The sequence below is a fragment of the Planktotalea sp. genome (genome assembly GCF_965659345.1).
Classification (GTDB): Bacteria; Pseudomonadota; Alphaproteobacteria; order Rhodobacterales; family Rhodobacteraceae; genus Planktotalea.
Genome location: NZ_CBFHVK010000007.1, coordinates 58,810 through 79,638, shown reverse-complemented (window position 1 = coordinate 79,638; position 20,829 = coordinate 58,810). Strand labels below are relative to the sequence as shown.

The window sequence follows — 20,829 nt, the reverse complement described above, 5'->3', positions numbered from 1 at the left end:
TGCAGGGTCTTGATGCATCACCGCTCCATTGACACCCTCTAAAAATCGGCCCAAGTCTGAGAAGACCCAAAGTTACCCGAAAGGTGCCAGCATATGTCTATTCCTCAATCCGGTGGTGGACCGATCGAGCGGCACGAACAATTGGCCGAATATTTGGCTGAAGGATGTCGCCCTAAAAGCGAATGGCGCATTGGCACAGAGCACGAGAAATTTGGCTATCTGACCGATACACATGCTCCTTTGCCCTTTGAGGGCGAGCGTTCAATCGTTGCAGTGCTCGAAGGTCTTCGTGATCGGCATGGTTGGGCAGAAGTGCGTGAAGGCGGGCATCTGATCGGGCTTGAAAAAGACGGTGCAAACGTTTCGCTTGAACCGGGTGGTGCGCTTGAGTTGTCAGGGGCACCTTTGGAAACGATCCATGAAACATGTGATGAAGTGAACCAACACTTGCGCGAAGTGCGCGCAATTTCGGATGAAATTGGCGTCGGATTTATTGGACTTGGCGCGGCACCAGAGTGGCAACATGAAGAAATGCCTTTGATGCCCAAGGGCCGCTACAAGCTGATGAACAACTACATGGAAGAGGTTGGCACTATGGGAACGGCGATGATGCGTCGGACTTGTACTGTTCAAGTGAACCTCGACTTCGGCTCGGAAGCGGACATGGTGCAAAAGATGCGTGTGGCACTTGCGCTGCAGCCTGTGGCCACTGCTTTGTTTGCAAATTCACCCTTCTTCGAGGGTAAGATTAACAATCACAAAAGCTGGCGCAGCTTGATCTGGCGTAACCTTGATGATGCGCGCACAGGCATGCTGCCGTTTGTGTTTGATGAGGGGTTTGGTTTTGAGGCTTGGGTGCAATATGCGCTCGATGTTCCGATGTATTTTGTTTACCGCGATGGCAAGTATATCAACGCTTTGGGCATGTCGTTCCGTGATTTCCTAAATGGAAAACTGCCAGCTTTACCGGGTGAGACCCCTACACTGAGCGATTGGGCAGACCACTTAACCACAGCCTTCCCCGAAGCGCGTTTGAAGAAATTCATTGAAATGCGCGGTGCGGACGGCGGGCCTTGGCGCCGCCTTTGTGCGTTGCCCGCATTTTGGGTGGGATTGACCTATGATCAAACAGCGCTCGATGCGGCTTGGGATCTTGTTAAGGGATGGGACGCAGAGACCCGTGAAGCATTGCGCGTTGCGGCCTCCGTTGATGGTTTGCAGGCTGAAGTAAACGGCATCAAGATGCATGATCTTGCGCGCGAAGTGGTGGCGATTTCCCATGCCGGTTTGAAAGCGCGCGCGCGCGCTGGCTCAGGCGGAATGGTTCCCGATGAAACGCATTTCTTGAACGCGCTTCATGAAAGTATTGAAAGCGGACAAGTGCCTGCCGATGAATTGCTTGAGAAGTATCATCGCGAATGGGCAGGTGATCTGAGCAAAATCTACGGTGAATTCAGCTATTAACACGTGTGCTGATCGGCAAGGTTGCAAAAGTGTGAGTGCGAGTAATGGTTGACCCATGGTAAACTTACATGACAAGGTTTGCGCTAACGGAGCTTAGTTGCTCGTGTAACCAGTCTGAAGGACGCGTTTGTGCACCGGCTCGACGATATAATGTTTCAGATCCATGGTGCTGAAACGAGCCAAGCGCTCTGGGATGTTCTCGCATCGTATTTTCGTAGCATTGGCGTCGTAATGGCCAGTTACAATACGACCGAGAGTTTGGGCAAAGAGCCTGTAGTCCGCCTTGAAGGTTTCCCAGAGACCTGGACCTGCAAGTATATTGAAGAAAATCTCGTTCAGATCGACCCTGTTCCAGAGCTCGCGTCGCGGACGGCTAAGCCGTTTTACTGGCATGAACTCGATGACCTCGCCCCCTCAACTGAAGATGCGCAGCGCTATCTTCGACTGTTAAAACAGGCTGATATTGGCGATGGCTTGGTGTTCTATGTCTTTGGTCCTGCTATGCGAAACGCATACGTCGCGCTCGGGTTTGGGCCGGGCAAATTAGAACTTTCGCCAAAATCTATTTGGGCGATCCAATGTGTCGCGCAAGCGGGGCATTTGCGCGCCTGTGTGTTGCGCAACGGTGAAACAGCAGCAGTGGAGTTGACCAAGCGTGAACAAGAGATACTGCGTTGGCTTGCTCGGGGCAAAAGCAATTCTGTTATTGCTTCAATTCTGACAGTTTCACCGCACACGATCGATGCGCATGTGCGCCGTATCTATGCTAAATTAAAGGTGAATGATCGGACCAGTGCCGCAATCAGGGGCATTGGCAGCGGTTTCATAAAGATCTAGCCGCCTCACGTAAGTACGTGACAAGACATTATTCAGAATTTCTTTAGCTAGCCCCGAGTAACGATTGGGGTATTTGAGTATGTCGAAAGAGACAAAAAGCGCTGTCATGGCCGAACTAGAAGCTATGATAAACAGTGAAAATCTAAAGGACGATACTGTCCTAAAAGCACAATTAAATCTGGTTCTTGCATCAAAATTGATTGAGGCGGCGGGCTATGAAATTTCTCAGGTCAGCGCGTCGGAGTATACGTTACCTTTGGTACATCTAGCGGCTGAAGTCGAAGCAATCGCAAAAAAGCTTACGCATCCTTGAATTGATAGGATGATGTGCGGGCAAAGCCCGCGCTTAATAAGCATATTTTATAAATATGCAGATGCCTCCGGCGGGAGTTTTTTTGGGAAAAATGAAGCTTATTGCCGCTAAGTTGGCGCTTGGCTGAAAGAGCGATAAAGCGCGCAAAATGTTGCACCCCAAATGGCTGACATGAGACTGCCAAAACCGCCATATAGAACAAGAATGTCAGTGAGGTTGAACATGTTGGGTTTGAGCGACACTAAAGTGAGCAGCAAAACGAAAGCAATTGTATTGAGCGCGAGCGCGAGGAGCGTGATCTCAAACATGTCGGGCACGCGGCGTTTGAGATACCAATAGAAAGTGGGCCCAGCAAAGATCAGATAGAGAGGCCCGCCGAAATAAAGTGCGAAAACCGGGATCAAGAGGATAAAGAAGCCAAAGAACGCAACCATCAAAGGTGCCCCAATAAGAGCGCAGATGAATGCGACGGGTGGGACGGCAAAAGGGGCATTGTTTTGCTGAGGCACAAGCCGATTCAGCATAATGCTTATTTACCTATTTTGGGCTCTGTTCCGGCGCGCAGACGCGCAATATTGGCTTTGTGGCGCCAGAAAATCAGGATTGTCAGGAAGACCCCCAAAACAAACCCTTCAGGATATCCCAGCAGGGTCATCCAAAATGTCGAAGTGCCCGCCGCAGCAAGGGCTGCGAGAGATGAGATACGTTTGAGCGCGGCGGCCAGCAGCCAAGTTGCGCAGCTTGCTGCACCGACCGGGAAGCTGAGTGCAAGTAAGAGGCCGAGAAATGTTGCGACGCCTTTACCACCTTTGAACTTCAGCCAGATCGGGTAGCAATGGCCAATAAGCGCCATTAGGCCAGCCGCTTGCGCGGCATCTTCACCTGCCATTACGCGCGCTATAAGGGCTGCGACTGCGCCTTTGGCACCATCCAAAATGAGGGTCGCAAAGGCCGCGGGTTTAGAACCTGTGCGCAAAACATTTGTCGCCCCGATATTTCCCGAGCCAATATCGCGCAGATTTCCAAGGCCCATCGTCCGCGAGATCAGAATTCCAAAAGGAATGGAGCCAAACAGGTAGCCGAGAATGGCCCAGATCAGCAAAGCCGTTAAGCTGGTTTCGATAGCTGGCATCTATTCACTTTCAAACACGGGTTGGCCTGCAACGTAGGTTGCGATGACCTTACCTTGCATACGCGCACCGTCAAAGGGTGTGTTCTTGGATTTGCTGCGAAGGTTGAAGCGATCCATGATGAAAGGCGCATCAGGATCAAAAAGAACAAGGTCAGCAGGCGCACCAACACTTAAGCGGCCAGAGGAGAGGCCCAAGCGTTTCGCGGGTGCAAGGCTGAGTGCGCGCCACAGGGTTGGCAGGTCCATATGCTCATTGTGGATAAGACGCATCGCAGCGGGGAGCAGCGTTTCCATTGCGACCGCCCCTGATGCGGCTTCTTCAAAAGGTAGGCGTTTGCTTTCTTCATCTTGTGGCGTGTGCATCGACGAAATGAGATCAATCGTGCCAGTCGCAAGGGCTTCGATCACAGCGAGGCGATCATCCTCAGAACGAAGCGGGGGTTTTACCTTGAAGAAGGTGCGATAATCCGCGACGTCGAGTTCATTGAGGGTGAGGTGGTGGATTGAAACGCCTGCTGTAATGTCGAGGCCGTTGGCTTTAGCGCGCTCCAGAGCGGGCAGGGCGCGAGCAGTTGTAATTTGATCCACGTGATAGCGCGCGCCTGTCATTTCGATCAAAGCGATATCGCGATCAAGACCCATGCGTTCCGCCATAGGGGACACACCAGGCAAGCCACGAAGGGATGCGAATTTTCCAGACGTCACAGCAGCACCGTCGCTGAGCGTTGGTTCCTGAATATGCGCGATTACAAGTGCGCCAAGCGAGCGCGCGTAGGTCAAAGCACGACTGTAGACCTTTGTATCGCGCACAACATGGTCACAATCTGTAAAGGCGACGGCACCTGCGTCTTGCAGGAAACCAATCTCTGTCATTTCGCGTCCCTCGCGCCCTTTTGTCAGAGCAGCCATCACAAGCACATTGACGGGGGCGGCTTCATTGGCGCGGCGGCGGGCGAACTCCAGCACTTCGGGACTGTCAATTGCGGGCGATGTGTCTGGGCGTGTGACCATTGTGGTGACGCCCCCCGCAGCAGCAGCAAGACCAGCGCTGCGATAGCTTTCTTTGTGACGCTCACCGGGTTCGCAAACTTTTACGCCAATATCGATGATGCCAGGGGCAAGGCATTTGCCCTTGCAATCCACAACCGTTTCATCGCCGGAGGTTTCGCGGCGAAACCTATTTGCTTCAGTATCAATGGGTTGCGCAGAGTTTGACGAGATTAAACCTGAAGAAACACTTAACTCACCGACCGTATCAGTTCCGGTTTCAGGATCAATCAGTCGAGCGTTGATGAAGCGTGTGATCATTGTGAATTTTCCTGAACTTGCCGCATAAGTTTATGAACTTTGCGTCCGTCTTCGATGCGTTTGAACCCGTTTCGCACGTTCACGAAAAATACGCTGTCGGGAGGGCCAATCTTGAGCGTCAGATCTGTGTCTTGATCAATTTTGTGATCGACCAATAATTTGCCTTTGGTGGGATGGTCCGTGGCAATGAACGCGCGTTTGGAGCTGAGCGTGTAGTGTGTTTTAGAGCGCAGATAAGCATCCCAGAAGAGGTGTCCAATCGCATTGTAAAAACCGATAAAGAAGAACGGTACACCAAAAAGTGGGAAGATGTAGGGGAAGACGCCCCCAAAACCGGACGGGCCAAAGCCACTGGTAATGTTTAGCGCCATACCCATCCAAAACAGCGAAAAGCCCATAAAGAAAAGGCCCATCAGAGTGCTAATGACATCGATGTTTTGGAACGAAATCCCCGCGATTGGACGACCCTGCCAGAGGATGGTTTCATCCTCGTCCAGTATGCCGTCCCAGCCTGCAGGTGTTTGTGCGGTCATCTTATGCGATCCACACCAGCATGATGACAAAAAGTGCCAGCAAGATCAGCACGATCGAGGCGATGCGGCCTGACATTCTAGGGTCTTTGGGCTCTTGCATTAGTGTGCTCTCCTATGGGGTGATCCGGATGAACATTGAAATTGTTATCGCCACGATAAGCGCGAAAGCGGCCAAAATCCAAAACAGCACTTTGGTGTTGGACGGTCTGTCGGAAGGAGTCACGCCTGATACTGTGCCTTGTGCAGACGCGGTTTTCATCGGGGTCGATGTTGTGTCGAGAGGCACCTCGCCAAAGGTCGCGATCCAGCGCAACGGAGCTTTTGGGTTTAGCGTGACGGCCTGAGCCCCAAAGGCGGCAGAGCGGATGAGAACGACATCACCTTTGAGCGCCTTGATCTGGGGACGCATGGCTTCGATCTCTGAAGGTTCGATTCCCATGCCAAGCGCGAGATAGCCCTCTAATCCAAGTTCATCGAGGTCTTTGAGCGTAATCATGTCTACGTGCTTGGGATCGAGGTTTTCGACACCCAAGGCCGCGCAGAGTGCATCGTGATCAAACGCTTGCGCGGTTTCGATCGCGAAGAGCCGAACAACGCCGTGCTCAGTGGCTGTAATGCGCATTTGCGTGCTCATACCATGACACCTTTAGGTTGGCTGCGCCTGTTGCGGGCCAAAAGGTCCATCGCGGCCATACGCACTGCAACGCCCATTTCAACCTGTTCTTGGATCACAGAACGGTTGATGTCATCAGCAATGTCGCCGTCAATTTCGACGCCTCTGTTCATAGGGCCAGGATGCATAACGATGGCGTCGGGCTTGGCGTAGCTCAGCTTTTCTGCATCAAGCCCGTAGCGATGGTAATACTCCCGCTCAGACGGGATGAAGCCGCCATCCATACGTTCTTTTTGCAAGCGGAGCATCATAACAACATCGACGTCTTTGAGTCCCTCGCGCATATCTTCGAACACTTCGCAGCCGAACTCGTTTATTTGGCTTGGCATCAATGTGGGTGGGCCAATGAGACGCACGCGGTTTTCCATTTTGCCGAGCAACATGATGTTGGAGCGCGCGACACGTGAATGCGCAATATCACCGCAGATCGCGATGGAAAGACGGTGCAGACGACCTTTTGCGCGCCGAATTGTAAGCGCGTCCAGCAGAGCTTGGGTCGGGTGTTCATGACGGCCATCGCCAGCGTTTAGAACAGCGCAATTCACCTTTTGAGCGAGCAGATCAACCGCGCCTGAATGTGGATGTCGCACAACCAACAAATCGGGGTGCATCGCATTCAAAGTCATTGCCGTATCAATCAGGGTTTCGCCCTTTTTGATCGAACTGGCCTGCATTGCCATGTTCATCACGTCTGCGCCAAGGCGCTTGCCGGCGAGCTCAAAGCTGGCTTGCGTGCGTGTTGAATTCTCAAAGAACATGTTGACCTGAGTGAGGCCTTGCAACGCATCCGAATGCTTGTTTGGACCACGGCCTAGATCAACGTATTGATCCGCAAGGTCGAGCAGCGCCGTGATCTCTGACGGGTGCAGATGCTCGATCCCGAGCAGGTGAGCTTGGGTAAAAGACATAGCGCGGTCCCCTTTGGTTCGCCGCGTTATAGGCGCGGTGGTGCGTGCGGGCAAGATGGGGCGTTTCCTATCTTGTCCTTGCGGCATAGATTGAGTGCATGGAATCGGCAAATATCACTTCGCTAGACTATTACACAGCAAAGGCCATGCTTGAGTGGCAGGTGGAATTTGGTGTGGATGAAGCGATTTCAGAACAACCAGTTAACCGTTTCGAGGTAAAGCCAGAGCCTAAAAAAGCTGTGAAACCCGTTGCTGCACCTGCGGTTGAGGCAGGACCTGCGCCAGTTGCGCCGAGCGTTGATGGTGCTGCTTTGGCGCGAGATGCGGCGATGTCTGCGCAGACTGTAGCAGAGTTGAAGACTGTTTTGTCAGGCTTTGAGGCATGTGAGTTGAAACGCGGTGCGCGCAATCTTGTGTTTGAGGATGGCGTGATCGGGAGTCGCGTTATGGTGATTGGCGAGGCACCCAACCGTGATGAGGATCGTGAAGGAAAGCCTTTCGTCGGCGATATGGGACTTTTGCTCGACAATATGCTGAAGGCGGTAGGTCTTGGACGCAGTGAGAACGTTTACGTCACAAGTGCGATTCCCTGGCGTTTGCCGCGTGGCGGCGATGTGGGGGCAGATGATTTGGCAATGCTGCGCCCGTTTCTGGAACGTCATGTGGCGCTGGCCAAGCCTGATGTTTTAGTGCTCATGGGCAATATCGCGTGTCAGGCTGTGCTTGGAAAACGTGGCATTGCGCGGATGCGCGGACAATGGGCAGAGGCGATGGGACTACCCGTGATACCGATGTTGCATCCCGAGTATCTGTTGAACAACCCTTTGAAGAAGCGTGACGCTTGGGCGGATCTATTAGCGCTCAAGTCAAAGCTGGAAGAGACAACATGAGCCGTATTGACGAAAGCCGTACATTCATGCCCGTTCGCATCGCCGTTTTAACGGTGTCGGACACACGCGCAGCGTCGGATGATCGCTCTGGTGATGTGCTTGTACAGCGTTTGAGCGATGCAGGGCATATCCTTGCGGCGCGAACGATTATTCGCGACGAGCGCACCAAGATAGCAGATCAATTGCGCATTTGGTGTGCGGATGATGCGATTGATGTTGTGATTTCGACTGGCGGCACTGGGCTAACAGGGCGGGATGTCACTGTCGAAGCACACCGCGACGTCTATGAGAAAGAGATCGATGCGTTCGGCACAGTGTTCACCCATGTGAGTATGGCCAAAATCGGCACATCTGCAGTGCAAAGCCGCGCAACGGGCGGCGTTGCATTGGGAACGTATTTGTTTGCGCTGCCCGGAAGTCCAGGTGCTTGCAAAGACGCGTGGGACGAAATTTTGGCCTATCAGCTGGATTATCGGCACCGTCCCTGCAATTTCGTCGAAATAATGCCGCGTTTGGATGAACATTTGCGACGGAAATGAGCATCTCTGACGTATTACGCTAAATGTGATCAGATTTGTTTGGTTTGCCAAGTCAATCTGGGCAACTACGTTATTGATAAGTTTACGAAGGCGAAAACGGTATGAGATTTCTTCGACACAGCCTAGCGGGTTTGTTTTTGGTCGCCATGACCGGCGCATTGCTCGTCTATGCAGGCTCCATGGTTTACGGTGCTGTGCAAGCGCGGATGAGCGAAGAACCAAGGCCCTCTCGTGCCCGAGAGAGGGTCTTTTCCGTTACCGTTTTGCCTGCGAGCATTCAAAGTGTTGAGCCTATTTTGACTGCCTTTGGTCAAATAGAGAGCTCGCGTACGCTTGATCTTCGTGCAGGGGCGTCCGGCACAGTTTTATCATTGTCAGATAACTTCATCGAAGGCGGCAGCGTGAGCGCTGGGGAGCTTTTGGTGCAGATTGATCAAGCCGAAGCGCAAAGCGCGTTTGATCGTGCTGACAGTGACTTGAGCGATGCGATGCTTGAAGCGCGAGAAGCCAATCGGGCGATCGGTCTTGCTCAGGATGAACTTGATGCAGCACGCGAACAGGTTGCTTTGCGTGAAAAAGCGTTTGAGCGTCAGGAAGACTTGTCCAGACGCGGTGTCGGAACCGCCGCAGCGGTGGAATCCGCCGAACTTGCTGCGTCCTCCGCACGCCAAGCCGTGTTGTCGCGTCGTCAAGCGCTTGCGCAAGCAGAGGCCCGTATCGAGCAAGCCCAAACGCGCATCGCACGTGCTGAATTGGCCAAGGCCGACGCAACCAGACGGCTAGAAGATACCATCGTAACTGCAGAATTCTCAGGCGCTTTGAGCGATGTTGCCGCGTCACGGGGTGGTTTGGTAAATGCCAATGAACGGCTTGCGCGGTTGATTGATCCAGATGCGCTAGAGGTGGCATTTCGCTTATCGACAGCGCAATACGCGCGCCTGCTGGATGAGAATGGCAGTTTGAGCAATGCGCCTGTGTCGGTGGTCTTAGATGTTTTTGGTGCGGACCTTGTGGCTGAAGGGACATTGTCGCGCGACAGTGCCGCTGTGGGTGAAGGTCAGTCAGGTCGTTTGATTTTTGCCAAGCTTGCGAAAGCCCCCGGTTTTAAGCCTGGTGATTTTGTGCGCGTCGAAGTCACAGAACCTGAGGTGCGCGGTGTTGTGCGCTTACCTGCAACTGCACTAGGTGCGGATGGAAAAGTGCTTTTGATTGGTGAAGAGGACCGTCTAGAAGCGATGGACGTCACGCTCGTGCGTCGACAAGGCGACGATGTATTGGTGCGCGGACGCGGGTTGGTCGGGCGCAATGTTGTAAGTGCGCGCACACCTTTGTTGGGTGCTGGTATCAAAGTGAACCCACTTACCGCAGAGGGTGCAACAAAGATCGCAGAACCAGAAATGCTTGAGTTGAGCCAAGAGCGCCGCGATAAAATCCGGGCTTATATCGAGGCGAACAAGCGCATTCCCGAAGAAGCGAAAGCGCGTATTTTAGGACAGCTCGAAAAGCCAAAGGTCCCCGCACAGATGGTGCAGCGGATCGAAGGCCGGATGGGGGGATAAGCCATGGCGCGTGATCTTCCCAGTGGTGCGGGCGGCGCACTAAGTTACTTTGTGCGTCACAGAACGCTCGCAAACCTGCTCTTGGTCATCATGTTGGTGGCAGGTCTTGTTGCGATGCCCAAGATGCGCGCGCAGTTCTTTCCTGATGTTGTCTTAGATTCCGTTTCCGTGTCGGTCGCATGGGACGGCGCAGGTGCAGAAGATGTAGATGCAGCGATTGTGCAAGTGATGGAGCCTGCGCTTTTGTCTGTCGAAGGCGTCGATAGCTCCAGTGCGAGTAGCAACGAAGGCCGCGCATCGATTTCGTTAGAGTTTGAGCCTAACTGGGACATGGCGCGCGCGGCGGATGACGTGCAATCGGCGGTCGATCAAGTCACAGGCTTGCCGGATGAGGCGGAAGACCCTGTCGTGCGACGTGGTCAATGGCGTGATCGAGTGACGGATGTCGTGATCACCGGGCCTGTTGGCATTGAGCAATTGGCGCTTTTTGCTGATGAACTCAGCATTCGCCTATTTGGTGTTGGCGTGACCAGAACGACCATTCGCGGTGTTGCCGCTGCGCGAACGATTGTCGAAGTCCCCTCTGCCAATCTGATCTCAAACGATGTTGCGATGGCAGATATTGCTGCGGCAATCGCATCCGAAGTTGATGCTGACCCTGCTGGTGATGTCTCTGGCGGTACGGCGCGCGTGCGCACAGGTGTCGAAAAACGAACGCCTGAGCAAATCGCACAGATTGTTTTGCGCTCTAATGAAGATGGCTCAAAGCTGAGGATCGGCGATATCGCAGAGCTGCGCCAAGAAGGCGTTGACCGCGAAATTGGCTTTTTCGTTGATGATAATCCAGCGATGACCTTGCGCGTTGACCGGTCTGACAAAGGCGATGCCATCGCGATTCAAAGACAGGTCGAAGACGTCGCTGCCGCGATGCAAACAACGCTTCCTGATGGCGTGACGATTGAGCTTATTCGCACGCGTGCAGAGTATATTAGCGGGCGCTTGAACATTCTTATCGACAACGCGTTGACGGGCCTCGCGTTGGTGGTGCTGCTGCTGTTCCTATTCTTGAACGCGCGGACAGCATTTTGGGTCGCGGCAGGCATTCCTGTCGCCTTGTTTGCGGCGATTGCGATCATGTATTTGGGCGGTTTGACCATCAACATGATTTCGCTATTTGCGTTGATCATTACGCTAGGGATCGTGGTGGACGATGCGATTGTCGTCGGGGAACATGCAGATTACCGCGCACGCGAACTTAAAGAACCACCGGTCGTTGCTGCGGAAAATGCAGCGCGGCGCATGGCGATGCCCGTCTTTTCTGCAACTTTGACAACTGTGATTGCCTTCTTCGGCTTGGTTGCCGTCGGCGGGCGCTTTGGCGACTTAATCGCAGATATCCCATTTACCGTGATTGCTGTTTTGATCGCCTCATTGGCTGAGTGTTTCCTTATTCTGCCCAACCACATGAGCCACGCTTTGGCTCACAGTGTAAAAACACACTGGTATGACATGCCAAGTCGTGTTGTGAACAAAGGGTTCGAGTGGGTGCGGGATCAACTTTTCCGACCGTTTGTCGCGGGCGTGATCTGGGCGCGCTATGTTGTGATTGCAGGGGCAGTTGCTGTGTTGGCGAGCCAAGTTGTTTTGGTCATCAGTGGTGATGTTCAATGGCGGTTCTTTAATGCGCCGGAGCGCTCTTCTGTGACAGGCAACTTCTCCATGGTGGAGGGTGCGAGCCGCGAAGATACGTTAGCAATGATGCGCGAAATGCAACGCGCAACAAATGAGCTCGCCGCAGAATACGAGAAAGAGCACGGCACCAATCCGCTTGACTACGTGATGGCGACGATTGGCGGGTCGGCGGGCCGTGGCCTTGCGGGTTCTGATACCAAAGACAACGACTTGCTTGGGGGTATTTCGATTGAGCTGATCGACGCAGATTTACGCCCATATTCCAGCTTTTCGTTTGTGAGTGATCTACAAGATCAAGTGCGTCGTCACCCGTTGACAGAGAACCTGTCGTTCCGCTCATGGCGCTCTGGTCCGGGTGGATCAGGGCTTGATGTGGAGTTCTTTGGCGCTGATGCAGCGACTTTGAAGCGTGCTAGTGAAGCTTTACAGTCCGAACTTGCACGTTTCCCAGAAGTATCAGCTGTCGAAGACAACCTCGCTTACGACAAAGAAGAAGTGATCCTTGAGTTGACAGCACAGGGTCAGGCGCTGGGCTTTACGATTGATCAACTCGGGCGAGTGTTGCGGCATCGTTTGAACGGGATTGAAGCGGCAAGTTTTCCTGATGGCCCCCGTAGTGCAACCATTCGTGTGGAATTGCCCAGCGGCGAGCTTCGCGCTGATTTCCTTGATAGCACGTTGTTGCGTGGTAAATCTGGCGATTATGTCCCGCTGGCAGATATCGTGAGCGTCACGCAGCGCACGGGCTTTTCTACGGTACGACGTGAGAATGGCGTACGTTTGATTTCCGTAACCGGTGATATTTCTGAAGATGATCCAGCGCGCGCGAGCGAGATTGAGGATGCGTTGGAAGAACAAATCCTACCGCGCATTGCGTCTGAGCAGCAAGTTGAATGGCGTCTTTCCGGCCAATCAGAGCAAGAAGATGCCTTCTTGAGCGATGCGATGACGGGACTGATCTTGTCGCTTACCGGTATTTACCTTGTCCTGGCGTGGGTCTTTTCGAGCTGGACGCGACCAGTGGTTGTTATGGCCGTGATCCCGTTTGGTCTGGTTGGAACGATTTATGGCCATGCCGTTTGGGACATCCCGTTATCGATGTTCTCTATCGTTGGCCTTTTGGGAATGACCGGTATCATCATCAATGACTCGATTGTTTTGGTGACTACGATTGATGAATATGCCAAAGATCGCGGGTTGTTTCCTTCAATCATTGACGGGGTCGCAAACAGATTGCGTCCGGTCATGCTCACCACATTGACGACAGTTTTAGGGCTTTTGCCGTTGCTTTTTGAGCGGTCGAGCCAAGCGCAGTTCTTGAAGCCGACGGTTGTGACATTGGTCTACGGGCTTGGTTTTGGCATGTTCTTGGTTTTGTTAGTGGTGCCCTCATTCATTGCGATGCAGCATGACGTGCGCCGCCGCGTTGATGCTTTCAAGCGTGGGCTCGGGTTCCGCGCGAAAGGGCCAAGATTGGCGTTGCTCGGACTGTCTGGCGTGATCGCGCTATGGCTTGCAGCCACGCTTGGCTATGGCGCTATCAATGATGCGCTTTACCCACCGCTGGTTCAATTTTTGCCAAACTTGGCAGAGATGCCCACGATGCCGATTGCTTTCGTGATCTTTATGGCTGGATTGATCGTAACGGTAATGCTTGCCTATCTGGCCGCAATATTGGCGATGGTCCTGAACAAGCGACGCAATCAAGCACAAGCGTAAAGGCCTAACGGCCTTTACAGCCGACAATCTCAACTGCGCGCTGATCACTTAAAACAGTGATCCGCAAAGCACTGCGATTGATCATAAAGGGTGCGTCTTCAACATGCTGAATTTGCGTTTGCGCTGTAAGCGTATTGCCTGACCGGGTCATTTTAGGCTGCGCGATCCACAAAAGTGGATTTGCCGTTTCGATGATCATCGCTTCGCCTTTGCCGACACGGGGCAGATCCAATCTGGCTTGCAACGTAACGCCATCAGCGTCAGGTGAAATACGACAGCGCACATTTTGAGCACCCGCTTCGCTTCCGGAATAGGCGCGATCTGCCAACGATGCGGCGATGCGGCCATCCCGCGTATTGCTATCAGCAGGAAGACGCGCAGAAATATTGAGCGTTTTAGGAATGCAGATGTCTTTGCATACCCCGATCTCTATCTGCGCGTTGAGCTGAATGTCTTTGCCTTTGGTCTTAGGCGCGACCTGTAGCGGCAGAACGACATGATCATGATAGACGATCGAACGCAGTCCATTTTGTTCATAAATTTCAGGACGTGGCCAAACAATCTGAGCCGCTTTGAGATTACGCGAGTTGGACAGATCAAAGCTGGGTGGAATACCCGCATCCCCCGGTGTACGCCAATACGTGTGCCAACCTGTCTTGAGCTCAAAACGAATGCCGCTCATGTGGCTACCGTCAGCTTGGCGCCAACCTGTGATCAACCTCGCTTCAATAACATCATCGTAGTTTTGCGCTTGCGCAATAGGCGCAATCAGGATGCCGGTAAGAGTCGCGAGTATGGTATTTTTCATTTTCATTCGTCTTGGGTGCACCTTGCTGCGGTTATTGTCACGTCACTATATTGAGAGAATGTGTGAGAAATTTGGCAAATCGGTCAAAGTGACTTGCGCATTTGACAACATCCACCCATCTTTCAAATACTGAATTGGGATGTTTAACTTTATGAGACCCAGTGACTCTTCGTTAGATCTTGTTGGCAAGTGTTTGATTGCAATGCCAGATATGCCAGACGCCCGCTTTCAAAGTAGCGTTATTTTTATATGCGCGCACTCGGCGGAGGGGGCGATGGGCTTGATCGTGAACAAGTGCGTCGAAGATGTGAAATTGGCTGACCTGATGGACCAGCTTTCTATCCCCAAGGGTACCACACGCGCAGATTGGCCAATTTATTTTGGTGGTCCGGTAGAGCATGGCCGTGGTTTTGTGCTCCACAGTGCTGAATATCGCTCCGAGCTGTCGAGCATGGACACGGGTGAAGGTTTTGCAATGACGGCAACCATTGATATTTTGGAAGACATTGGTGCAGGAAATGGGCCTGAAAAAGCACTGATCGCTCTGGGCTATGCAGGGTGGGGACCAGGGCAGTTGGAGGGGGAATTGGCTAACAACGGATGGCTCGTTTCAGATGCTGGAAGCGACGTTATTTTTGACACCCCAGATAGCAAAAAATGGAGCGCCGCGCTGGGGGCAATCGGAATTGACCCAGCTATTTTATCAAGCAGCGGCGGGCGCGCTTAGCCTTTTGCGATGGCACTCACGTAATTGACGTGACCCATCTTGCGACCGGGCTTCACATCAGCCTTGCCGTATAGATGCAACGCTGCTTCGGCTTGCGTGGCGAGGCTTGGAACGCGGTCCATATCGTCACCAATCAGGTTTTCCATCACCACATCGCTATGGCGCTGCCCATTGCCAAGCGGCCAATCTGCAATTGCGCGGATATGCTGTTCGAACTGATCAACTGTACAGCCGTTTTGCGTCCAATGCCCCGAATTATGCACGCGCGGAGCGATCTCATTCACCACAAGCCCGGTGGGCGTGACGAAGAGTTCGACGCCTAAGACGCCAACATAATCCAGTTCATTCAAGATCCGGCCAGCAAGAATAACGGCGTCCATGCGTAGGCTGGATTTCACATTTGCAGGTACCGTTGTTTTGCGTAAAATGCCGCCTTCGTGGACGTTTTCACCCGGGTCAAAACAAGCGACTTCGCCCGACGCACTGCGCGCAGCGATCACAGAAATCTCACAAGAAAAGTCAATGAAACCTTCAAGAACGGCGGGTGCGCCAGCCATATCAGCAAGCGCTTGCGCGGCATCATCTGCGCTTTTCAGTCGCGCCTGTCCTTTACCATCGTATCCAAAACGACGGGTCTTCAGGATCGAAGGCGTGCCGACTTTTTCAATAGCGGCTTGCATCGTTTCGGCGTCATCGACCACAGCATAGGGCGCAACGGACAATCCTAAACCGGAGAGAAAGTCCTTTTCCGTTATCCTATCTTGCGAAATGCGCAAAGCATCGCGACCCGGATGAATAGGGGCGAGCGCGCCTAGTAGATCAAGCGCGGAGGTTGGCACGTTTTCAAACTCATAGGTGATAACGTCGACTGCTTCACCAAATGCGCGAAGCGCTGCTTCGTCTTCATAACTGGCTGTTGTTACCTGTTCGGCGACATGGCCAGCAGGCGGGTTTGCACCGGGTTCATAGATATGCGTGCGAAAGCCAAGGCGTGCAGCTGCGACAGAGAGCATGCGACCTAGCTGACCACCCCCTAAAATTCCGATCACAGCGCCTTGGGCAAGGGGATTAGTCATCGACAGGTTCCTCAGCGATAGAAGCAGACAAAGCATCGCGCCACGTGTCAAGACGTGTGGCAAGTGCGGGATCAGTGGTCGCCAAAATTGCAGCCGCCATAAGACCAGCATTCGCTGCGCCAGCTGCCCCGATTGCCATGGTTGCAACGGGAAAGCCGCGCGGCATTTGCAAGATGGAGTATAGGCTATCCACCCCAGATAACGCTTTGGTTTGCACCGGAACACCAATCACAGGCACGCGGGTTTTGGACGCCATCATGCCAGGCAAATGTGCGGCACCACCAGCCCCCGCAATGATCACTTTCAAACCGCGCGACGCCGCGGTTTTACCGTAGTCCCAAAGACGGTCAGGTGTGCGGTGCGCGGAGACAATTTTGGTCTCATAAGGAACGCCCAATGCATCAAGCATTTCTGTGGCTTCTTTCATCGTGGGCCAATCAGACTGGCTGCCCATAATGATTCCGACTTCGATCTGTGTCATGCAATGTGCCCTCAAACAGTAAGCGGCGATCTATAAGCAAACTCTGCTTTTTTGCAAATGCTTAAGCGATGATATCGGGCGTCAAACGGTCTTCGATGATGGCGATCTTGTCTTTGAGCCGCAATTTGGAGCGTTTGAGACGTTGCAACGTGAATTGATCGGCCGTGCCTTTCTCAACAAGTGCGTGGATTGCATCGTCGAGATCTCGATGTTCGCGGCGCAGAACTTCAAGCTCAACACGCAAAACTTCGTTGGTTTTCATTGAGATATCTGTTGGCGCGTTCATTAAAGCGATTCCGGTGCAAAACTATTTAAGTGTTACCTGATTATAGCGTGCAAGACAGAAGACGCATAGCCCTTGCACTGCGCTTTGAAGCTTCCCATATTCTATTCAGACGCAGTTGCCAAAACGGGGCTGCACTGATGGACTGTCGCTTAGATGTAAGGACGAGCCGATGACAAAAATGACACTTGGGTCTTACCCACATATGCTTGGGTTTGAGCAGCTGGAACGCTTGGTGGAACGCACCGCGAAGTCCGGCAATGAAGGGTACCCTCCCTATAATATCGAACAAACCTGCGACACGTCTTATCGCATCACGCTTGCTGTGGCTGGCTTTGGCGAAGATGATCTGTCGATCACCGTTGAGGACCGGCAGTTGGTGATCCGAGGCAGACAATCAGACGACAGCGAAGGACGTATGTTCCTTCATCGTGGCATTGCTGCGCGGCAATTCCAGCGTAGTTTCGTGCTGGCAGATGGGGTCGAAGTGGGAGAGGCGTTGATGGAGAATGGATTGCTTCATGTCGACTTGACCCGCGCACGACCTGATACAGTTGTACAAACGATAAACATCAAAAAGGGGTAGATCATGACGGAAAATTTTGACTTCTCAAAAAGTAGTGATGAGCGGATTGTCTATGTGCGCTCGGTTGATGTGACAGATTTGCCTGTTGAAATGCAAAAACAGGCTGAAGGTACGGAGCAGCTTTATGCAGTGCATTCCGAAGATGGTGCGCGTTTGGCGATTGTTGCGGATCGCGACCTTGCGTTTGTGCTGGCCCGTCAGAATGACTACGCACCGCACGCGGTACACTAAATATGGCTGATTTTGCCGTCCATTGGGTCGATGCGTTCACGGATCGCCCCTTTGGCGGCAATGGATGCTCGGTGGTTCACCAAGCGGCGCATCTGGATGACGAGACGTGCTTGGCTTTTGTGCGCGAGACGTCCTTGGTGGAATGTACATTTTTAGGGCCGTCTGACGTTGCGGATGTGCGGGTGCGCTACTTCTTGGCGAGCCGAGAAATTCCGTTTGCGGGCCATCCGACCGTTGCATCCGTCGTGGCCGCCCATGCGGCGGGGACGGTTGGTACCGGCGATCTGACGCTTGAGACGCTGGCGGGCATTATTCCGGTTCATCTCAGCGACGACGGCAAACGTGTCACAATGCGCCAGAATGCCCCTGAATTTGGTGCCGAGGTTGATCCGGCTTTGGTCGCGAAAGCGATCGGGCTGACGAAAGCAGATATTATTGCGCCACCGCAACTCGTATCGACTGGCTTGCCCTTTGTGATCACGTTGCTTGAGGACCGCACAGCGCTGAGTTTGGCACGCCTGAACGCAAGCGCGATCGAGCGCATGAACGCGAGCATTGGCAGCGATGATGTTATGGAGCCGTTTTTGTGCACACTCGGGGGCTTTAGCAATGCTGGAGACACAGCCGCTCGGTTGTTAATGCTCCCGCCCAGTCCGCCTGAGGATCCGTTTACAGGATCTGCGACAGGTGCAATGGCGAGTTATCTCTGGAGCCGTGGTTTGATCGAAACGCCTGAGTTTGTGGCTGAGCAGGGTCACATGCTTGGACGTCCGGGCAGAGCAGATGTGGGCGTGATAGGTCCGCGCAATGCCATCGAAGCTGTCGAGGTCGCTGGGTCTGGGTATATCTTAATGAGCGGGACGCTTCATTTGTGAAGTAGAGCGAGGGGCCAGCCCCTCGCGCTCCCCGGGATATTTCTAGAGAGAGGAAGAGCGCGCGTTAGGCTTCGAAGTTTAAGAATGCGCGTAACGATGCTTCAAAGGCGCGGGGTTGTTCTGCGTGCAGCCAGTGGCCAGCGTCAGGGATCTTCGCGAATTTTACATTGTTGAAATGGGTCTTTATGCGCGCGCGATGTTCTGGTAGGACATAGTCTGAATTCGCACCTGATAGAAACAGCGTAAGGCCATCATAGGTTGCGTCAATGTCGGGAAAGCTCAGGACTTTGTCCATGTCGCGCTCAAGAGCATCCAGATTGTAGTGCCAGCGTTGATTTTTCACATCAAGCGATTGGGTAAAAAACGACTGAAGCGTCTTGTCCTCTACGTATTGAGCAAGTTGCGCGACAGCATCGGCGCGGCGGGTGACTTGGCTGAGATCAACGGCGCGCATGGCATCGATAAATTGCTGTTGTGAGTGCGTATACGAAACCGGAGCGATGTCTGCGATGAGCAACCGCGCGACTTGGCTCGGATTGGTAAGTGCAAGCATCATCGCAGCTTTGCCACCCATTGAATGCCCAACGAGGTCAACAACGCCGCCTTGTGCGGCAATGAGTTCTGAAAGATCGCTGGCCATATCCTCGTAGCTGTGGCTGTCAGCCCAAAAGCTGGTGCCATGATTGCGCATATCAGGCGCAATCACTGTGCGTGTTTCAGACATGCGTTTGGCGATCACATTCCAGTTGCGTGCGGAGCCGAATAGCCCATGTACGATCATAAGCGGTGGCTTGGTGGTGTCAGTGCCATGTATGAGATAGTGAAGCATGATATGAGGGTTAGCGTGAATTTCAGCCCTGTACCAGTCGGCTTTCCTTGAGGGCGCGTAGAGCTTTCGATAAACTGCAAACGTTGGAAGTGAGTCTATGCAAGCCGAACCTGATCTTGATGCGATAGAGCGAAAAGCGCTCGCCGCGCTGCACAAGCAGCTTGGTGTCAAAGCACGTGACTTGCCAAAGGGGATGAAGCGTGTTGGACGGCGTTTGCCACGCGATGCGCACCGCGCCGCCGAGGTGATTAGCACGGCAAAGGCCCATCTTTCACATCCCAAGCTTGGTCGGATGGTGGATCACCAGTCGGTCTTGATGGCCGAAACCGTGCTGCACGGTCATTTGGATAAGATTGACCCAAAAGAGCGGCGCAAGGATGCGCTATTGTCGATGTTGGGAACGCAGGCGTTTAACTTGATCGGGGTTGCTCTTCTGGTGATTGGTCTGATGGTTTGGCGTGACCTTTTGTAAGCGGGCTTGCGATAAGTGCGTCGCGCATGACAATCGTGACTGTCACAAAGCTCACGTAAAGCAGTAAGTACCAAGACCCCAGTTTCGCCAAACTCACAAGGCTGAGACCATCCGTGCCCGCATAGATCCAAGTGCCGGTGCCCGTGCCGACGTTTTCTGCCACCCATAAAAAGAAACTCGTAAGCAACGCAGCAAGTGGGAGAGGCATCCAATAGTCAGACTCTGCGATTTTGAACCATACGCGGGTGCGAATAAAAAGGATGATCGTAAGCGCAAAAAGCACATAACGCAGATCCCAGATGTAGTGATGCGTAAAGAAGTTAAGATAAATCGCTGTGCCAAGTGCGAAGCTCATCCAAAGGGGTGGATAGGGGGCAAAGCGCATATCAAAAATGCGGATGACTCGCGCAATGAAGGATCCGACAGAAGCATACATGAAGCCGGAAAACAGTGGTACGCCCCAAAGTTTCAAGATCGCTGGCTCAGGATAGGCCCAACTGCCGACGTTCACTTTGAAGATTTCCATCGCTGTGCCTGTCAGGTGGAACAATAAAATGACGCGCGCTTCTGCAAGGGTTTCGAGCTTCAATATCAAGAACAGCGCTTGCAATGTGATCGCGTAGATAACCAAAGCATCATAGCGTTTCACGGCCCACCCGTCGTTCCAAACCAGGTCTGATCCAATCAGACCAGCGAGCATGAGCGCGCCAAAGAGACAGGCCCAAGCTTGCTTCAGCGTGAACATCGCAAGTTCCGCGATCGGACGCGGTAGACGGCGGCGCATCGCATCGCCAAGACGGCGTTCAATATGTCGGGTCGTTTGAGCCATGCGCCTGTGTGACACGTGCAAGGTTTTGCTGGCAACGGGGTGCGCAATAAAAAAGGGCGCGTAAG

General features: G+C 53.1%; 24 protein-coding genes. 12 read left to right on the top strand and 12 right to left on the bottom strand.

All coding sequences use genetic code 11. The features are described from left to right. Positions 1–93 precede the first annotated feature (93 nt). From ACTG3Z_RS07210 to ACTG3Z_RS07200, 3 genes are all read left to right on the top strand, one after another. Positions 94–1,464, top strand: coding sequence for a glutamate--cysteine ligase (locus ACTG3Z_RS07210; RefSeq protein ID WP_439142204.1), 1,371 nt, complete (start codon positions 94–96; stop codon positions 1,462–1,464). Between the two features lie 129 nt (positions 1,465–1,593). Next, a complete protein-coding gene (locus tag ACTG3Z_RS07205) occupies positions 1,594–2,301 on the top strand; it encodes a helix-turn-helix transcriptional regulator (RefSeq protein ID WP_439142202.1) in 708 nt (235 codons plus the stop codon). A gap of 106 nt (positions 2,302–2,407) precedes the next feature. After that, on the top strand, positions 2,408–2,614 hold the full coding sequence (locus ACTG3Z_RS07200; RefSeq protein WP_439142201.1) for a hypothetical protein: 207 nt from the start codon (positions 2,408–2,410) through the stop codon (positions 2,612–2,614). Positions 2,615–2,721: 107 nt separating this feature from the next. Here ACTG3Z_RS07200 and ACTG3Z_RS07195 read toward each other — a convergent pair whose 3' ends face one another. The 6 genes from ACTG3Z_RS07195 to ACTG3Z_RS07170 form a co-directional block, all read right to left on the bottom strand. Next, positions 2,722–3,138, bottom strand: a complete 417-nt coding sequence (locus tag ACTG3Z_RS07195) for a hypothetical protein (RefSeq protein WP_439142199.1) — start codon at positions 3,136–3,138, stop codon at positions 2,722–2,724. Between the two features lie 5 nt (positions 3,139–3,143). After that, a complete protein-coding gene (gene plsY, locus ACTG3Z_RS07190) occupies positions 3,144–3,746 on the bottom strand; it encodes a glycerol-3-phosphate 1-O-acyltransferase PlsY (protein ID WP_439142198.1) in 603 nt (200 codons plus the stop codon). Beyond that, on the bottom strand, positions 3,747–5,054 hold the full coding sequence (gene pyrC / locus ACTG3Z_RS07185; protein ID WP_439142197.1) for a dihydroorotase: 1,308 nt from the start codon (positions 5,052–5,054) through the stop codon (positions 3,747–3,749). It abuts the gene before it with no gap. Then, complete coding sequence (locus ACTG3Z_RS07180) at positions 5,051–5,587, bottom strand: hypothetical protein (protein ID WP_439142196.1); 537 nt, start codon at positions 5,585–5,587, stop codon at positions 5,051–5,053. Before ACTG3Z_RS07180 ends, pyrC begins: the two co-directional genes overlap by 4 nt. 112 nt (positions 5,588–5,699) lie before the next feature. Beyond that, positions 5,700–6,221 (bottom strand): hypothetical protein, encoded by a 522-nt coding sequence (locus ACTG3Z_RS07175; protein ID WP_439142194.1) that lies wholly within the window; start codon positions 6,219–6,221, stop codon positions 5,700–5,702. Further along, a complete protein-coding gene (locus tag ACTG3Z_RS07170) occupies positions 6,218–7,168 on the bottom strand; it encodes an aspartate carbamoyltransferase catalytic subunit (protein WP_439142192.1) in 951 nt (316 codons plus the stop codon). Before ACTG3Z_RS07170 ends, ACTG3Z_RS07175 begins: the two co-directional genes overlap by 4 nt. 98 nt (positions 7,169–7,266) lie before the next feature. Here ACTG3Z_RS07170 and ACTG3Z_RS07165 point away from each other — a divergent pair, with 98 nt between their 5' ends. The 4 genes from ACTG3Z_RS07165 to ACTG3Z_RS07150 all read left to right on the top strand — a co-directional run bounded on the left by ACTG3Z_RS07165 (position 7,267) and on the right by ACTG3Z_RS07150 (position 13,567). After that, positions 7,267–8,058: a uracil-DNA glycosylase gene (locus ACTG3Z_RS07165; protein WP_439142190.1), complete on the top strand. Its 792-nt coding sequence runs from the start codon at positions 7,267–7,269 to the stop codon at positions 8,056–8,058. Next, entirely contained in the window at positions 8,055–8,597 is a 543-nt protein-coding gene (gene moaB, locus ACTG3Z_RS07160; protein WP_439142189.1) for a molybdenum cofactor biosynthesis protein B, read from the top strand. Before ACTG3Z_RS07165 ends, moaB begins: the two co-directional genes overlap by 4 nt. A 101-nt stretch (positions 8,598–8,698) precedes the next feature. Next, positions 8,699–10,156, top strand: coding sequence for an efflux RND transporter periplasmic adaptor subunit (locus tag ACTG3Z_RS07155; protein WP_439142187.1), 1,458 nt, complete (start codon positions 8,699–8,701; stop codon positions 10,154–10,156). A gap of 3 nt (positions 10,157–10,159) precedes the next feature. After that, entirely contained in the window at positions 10,160–13,567 is a 3,408-nt protein-coding gene (locus tag ACTG3Z_RS07150) for an efflux RND transporter permease subunit (RefSeq protein ID WP_439142186.1), read from the top strand. 4 nt (positions 13,568–13,571) lie between these two features. Here the strand turns inward: ACTG3Z_RS07150 and ACTG3Z_RS07145 are convergent, their stop codons facing one another. Further along, positions 13,572–14,375: a protein-disulfide reductase DsbD domain-containing protein gene (locus ACTG3Z_RS07145; RefSeq protein ID WP_439142185.1), complete on the bottom strand. Its 804-nt coding sequence runs from the start codon at positions 14,373–14,375 to the stop codon at positions 13,572–13,574. A 151-nt stretch (positions 14,376–14,526) separates the two neighbouring features. On the opposite strand from ACTG3Z_RS07145, the gene ACTG3Z_RS07140 reads away from it, so the two are divergent. Continuing rightward, positions 14,527–15,102 carry a YqgE/AlgH family protein gene (locus tag ACTG3Z_RS07140; RefSeq protein WP_439142183.1) on the top strand — a complete coding sequence of 192 codons (576 nt, stop codon included), beginning with the start codon at positions 14,527–14,529 and terminating at the stop codon, positions 15,100–15,102. On the opposite strand, the gene ACTG3Z_RS07135 is transcribed toward ACTG3Z_RS07140, so the two are convergent. The 3 genes from ACTG3Z_RS07135 to ACTG3Z_RS07125 form a co-directional block, all read right to left on the bottom strand. After that, entirely contained in the window at positions 15,099–16,178 is a 1,080-nt protein-coding gene (locus ACTG3Z_RS07135) for a 5-(carboxyamino)imidazole ribonucleotide synthase (protein ID WP_439142182.1), read from the bottom strand. The two genes, ACTG3Z_RS07140 and ACTG3Z_RS07135, sit on opposite strands and share 4 nt — an antisense overlap. Next, a complete protein-coding gene (gene purE / locus ACTG3Z_RS07130) occupies positions 16,171–16,659 on the bottom strand; it encodes a 5-(carboxyamino)imidazole ribonucleotide mutase (RefSeq protein WP_439142181.1) in 489 nt (162 codons plus the stop codon). The genes ACTG3Z_RS07135 and purE overlap by 8 nt, the downstream gene beginning before the upstream one ends. A 61-nt stretch (positions 16,660–16,720) precedes the next feature. Beyond that, positions 16,721–16,945, bottom strand: coding sequence for a YdcH family protein (locus ACTG3Z_RS07125; RefSeq protein WP_375264678.1), 225 nt, complete (start codon positions 16,943–16,945; stop codon positions 16,721–16,723). Between the two features lie 169 nt (positions 16,946–17,114). On the opposite strand from ACTG3Z_RS07125, the gene ACTG3Z_RS07120 reads away from it, so the two are divergent. The 3 genes from ACTG3Z_RS07120 to ACTG3Z_RS07110 are packed head-to-tail and all read left to right on the top strand — an operon-like array spanning position 17,115 to position 18,634. Continuing rightward, positions 17,115–17,528 (top strand): Hsp20 family protein, encoded by a 414-nt coding sequence (locus ACTG3Z_RS07120; protein ID WP_375264679.1) that lies wholly within the window; start codon positions 17,115–17,117, stop codon positions 17,526–17,528. A 3-nt stretch (positions 17,529–17,531) separates the two neighbouring features. Then, entirely contained in the window at positions 17,532–17,759 is a 228-nt protein-coding gene (locus tag ACTG3Z_RS07115; RefSeq protein WP_375264680.1) for a DUF1150 family protein, read from the top strand. A gap of 2 nt (positions 17,760–17,761) precedes the next feature. Next, complete coding sequence (locus tag ACTG3Z_RS07110; protein WP_439142180.1) at positions 17,762–18,634, top strand: PhzF family phenazine biosynthesis protein; 873 nt, start codon at positions 17,762–17,764, stop codon at positions 18,632–18,634. A gap of 64 nt (positions 18,635–18,698) precedes the next feature. On the opposite strand, the gene ACTG3Z_RS07105 is transcribed toward ACTG3Z_RS07110, so the two are convergent. Next, on the bottom strand, positions 18,699–19,463 hold the full coding sequence (locus tag ACTG3Z_RS07105) for an alpha/beta fold hydrolase (RefSeq protein ID WP_439142179.1): 765 nt from the start codon (positions 19,461–19,463) through the stop codon (positions 18,699–18,701). A gap of 97 nt (positions 19,464–19,560) precedes the next feature. Here ACTG3Z_RS07105 and ACTG3Z_RS07100 point away from each other — a divergent pair, with 97 nt between their 5' ends. Then, on the top strand, positions 19,561–19,935 hold the full coding sequence (locus tag ACTG3Z_RS07100; RefSeq protein ID WP_439142177.1) for a hypothetical protein: 375 nt from the start codon (positions 19,561–19,563) through the stop codon (positions 19,933–19,935). Here the strand turns inward: ACTG3Z_RS07100 and ACTG3Z_RS07095 are convergent. Further along, a complete protein-coding gene (locus tag ACTG3Z_RS07095; RefSeq protein ID WP_439142175.1) occupies positions 19,874–20,764 on the bottom strand; it encodes a DUF817 domain-containing protein in 891 nt (296 codons plus the stop codon). The two genes, ACTG3Z_RS07100 and ACTG3Z_RS07095, sit on opposite strands and share 62 nt — an antisense overlap. Positions 20,765–20,829: the final 65 nt, after the last annotated feature.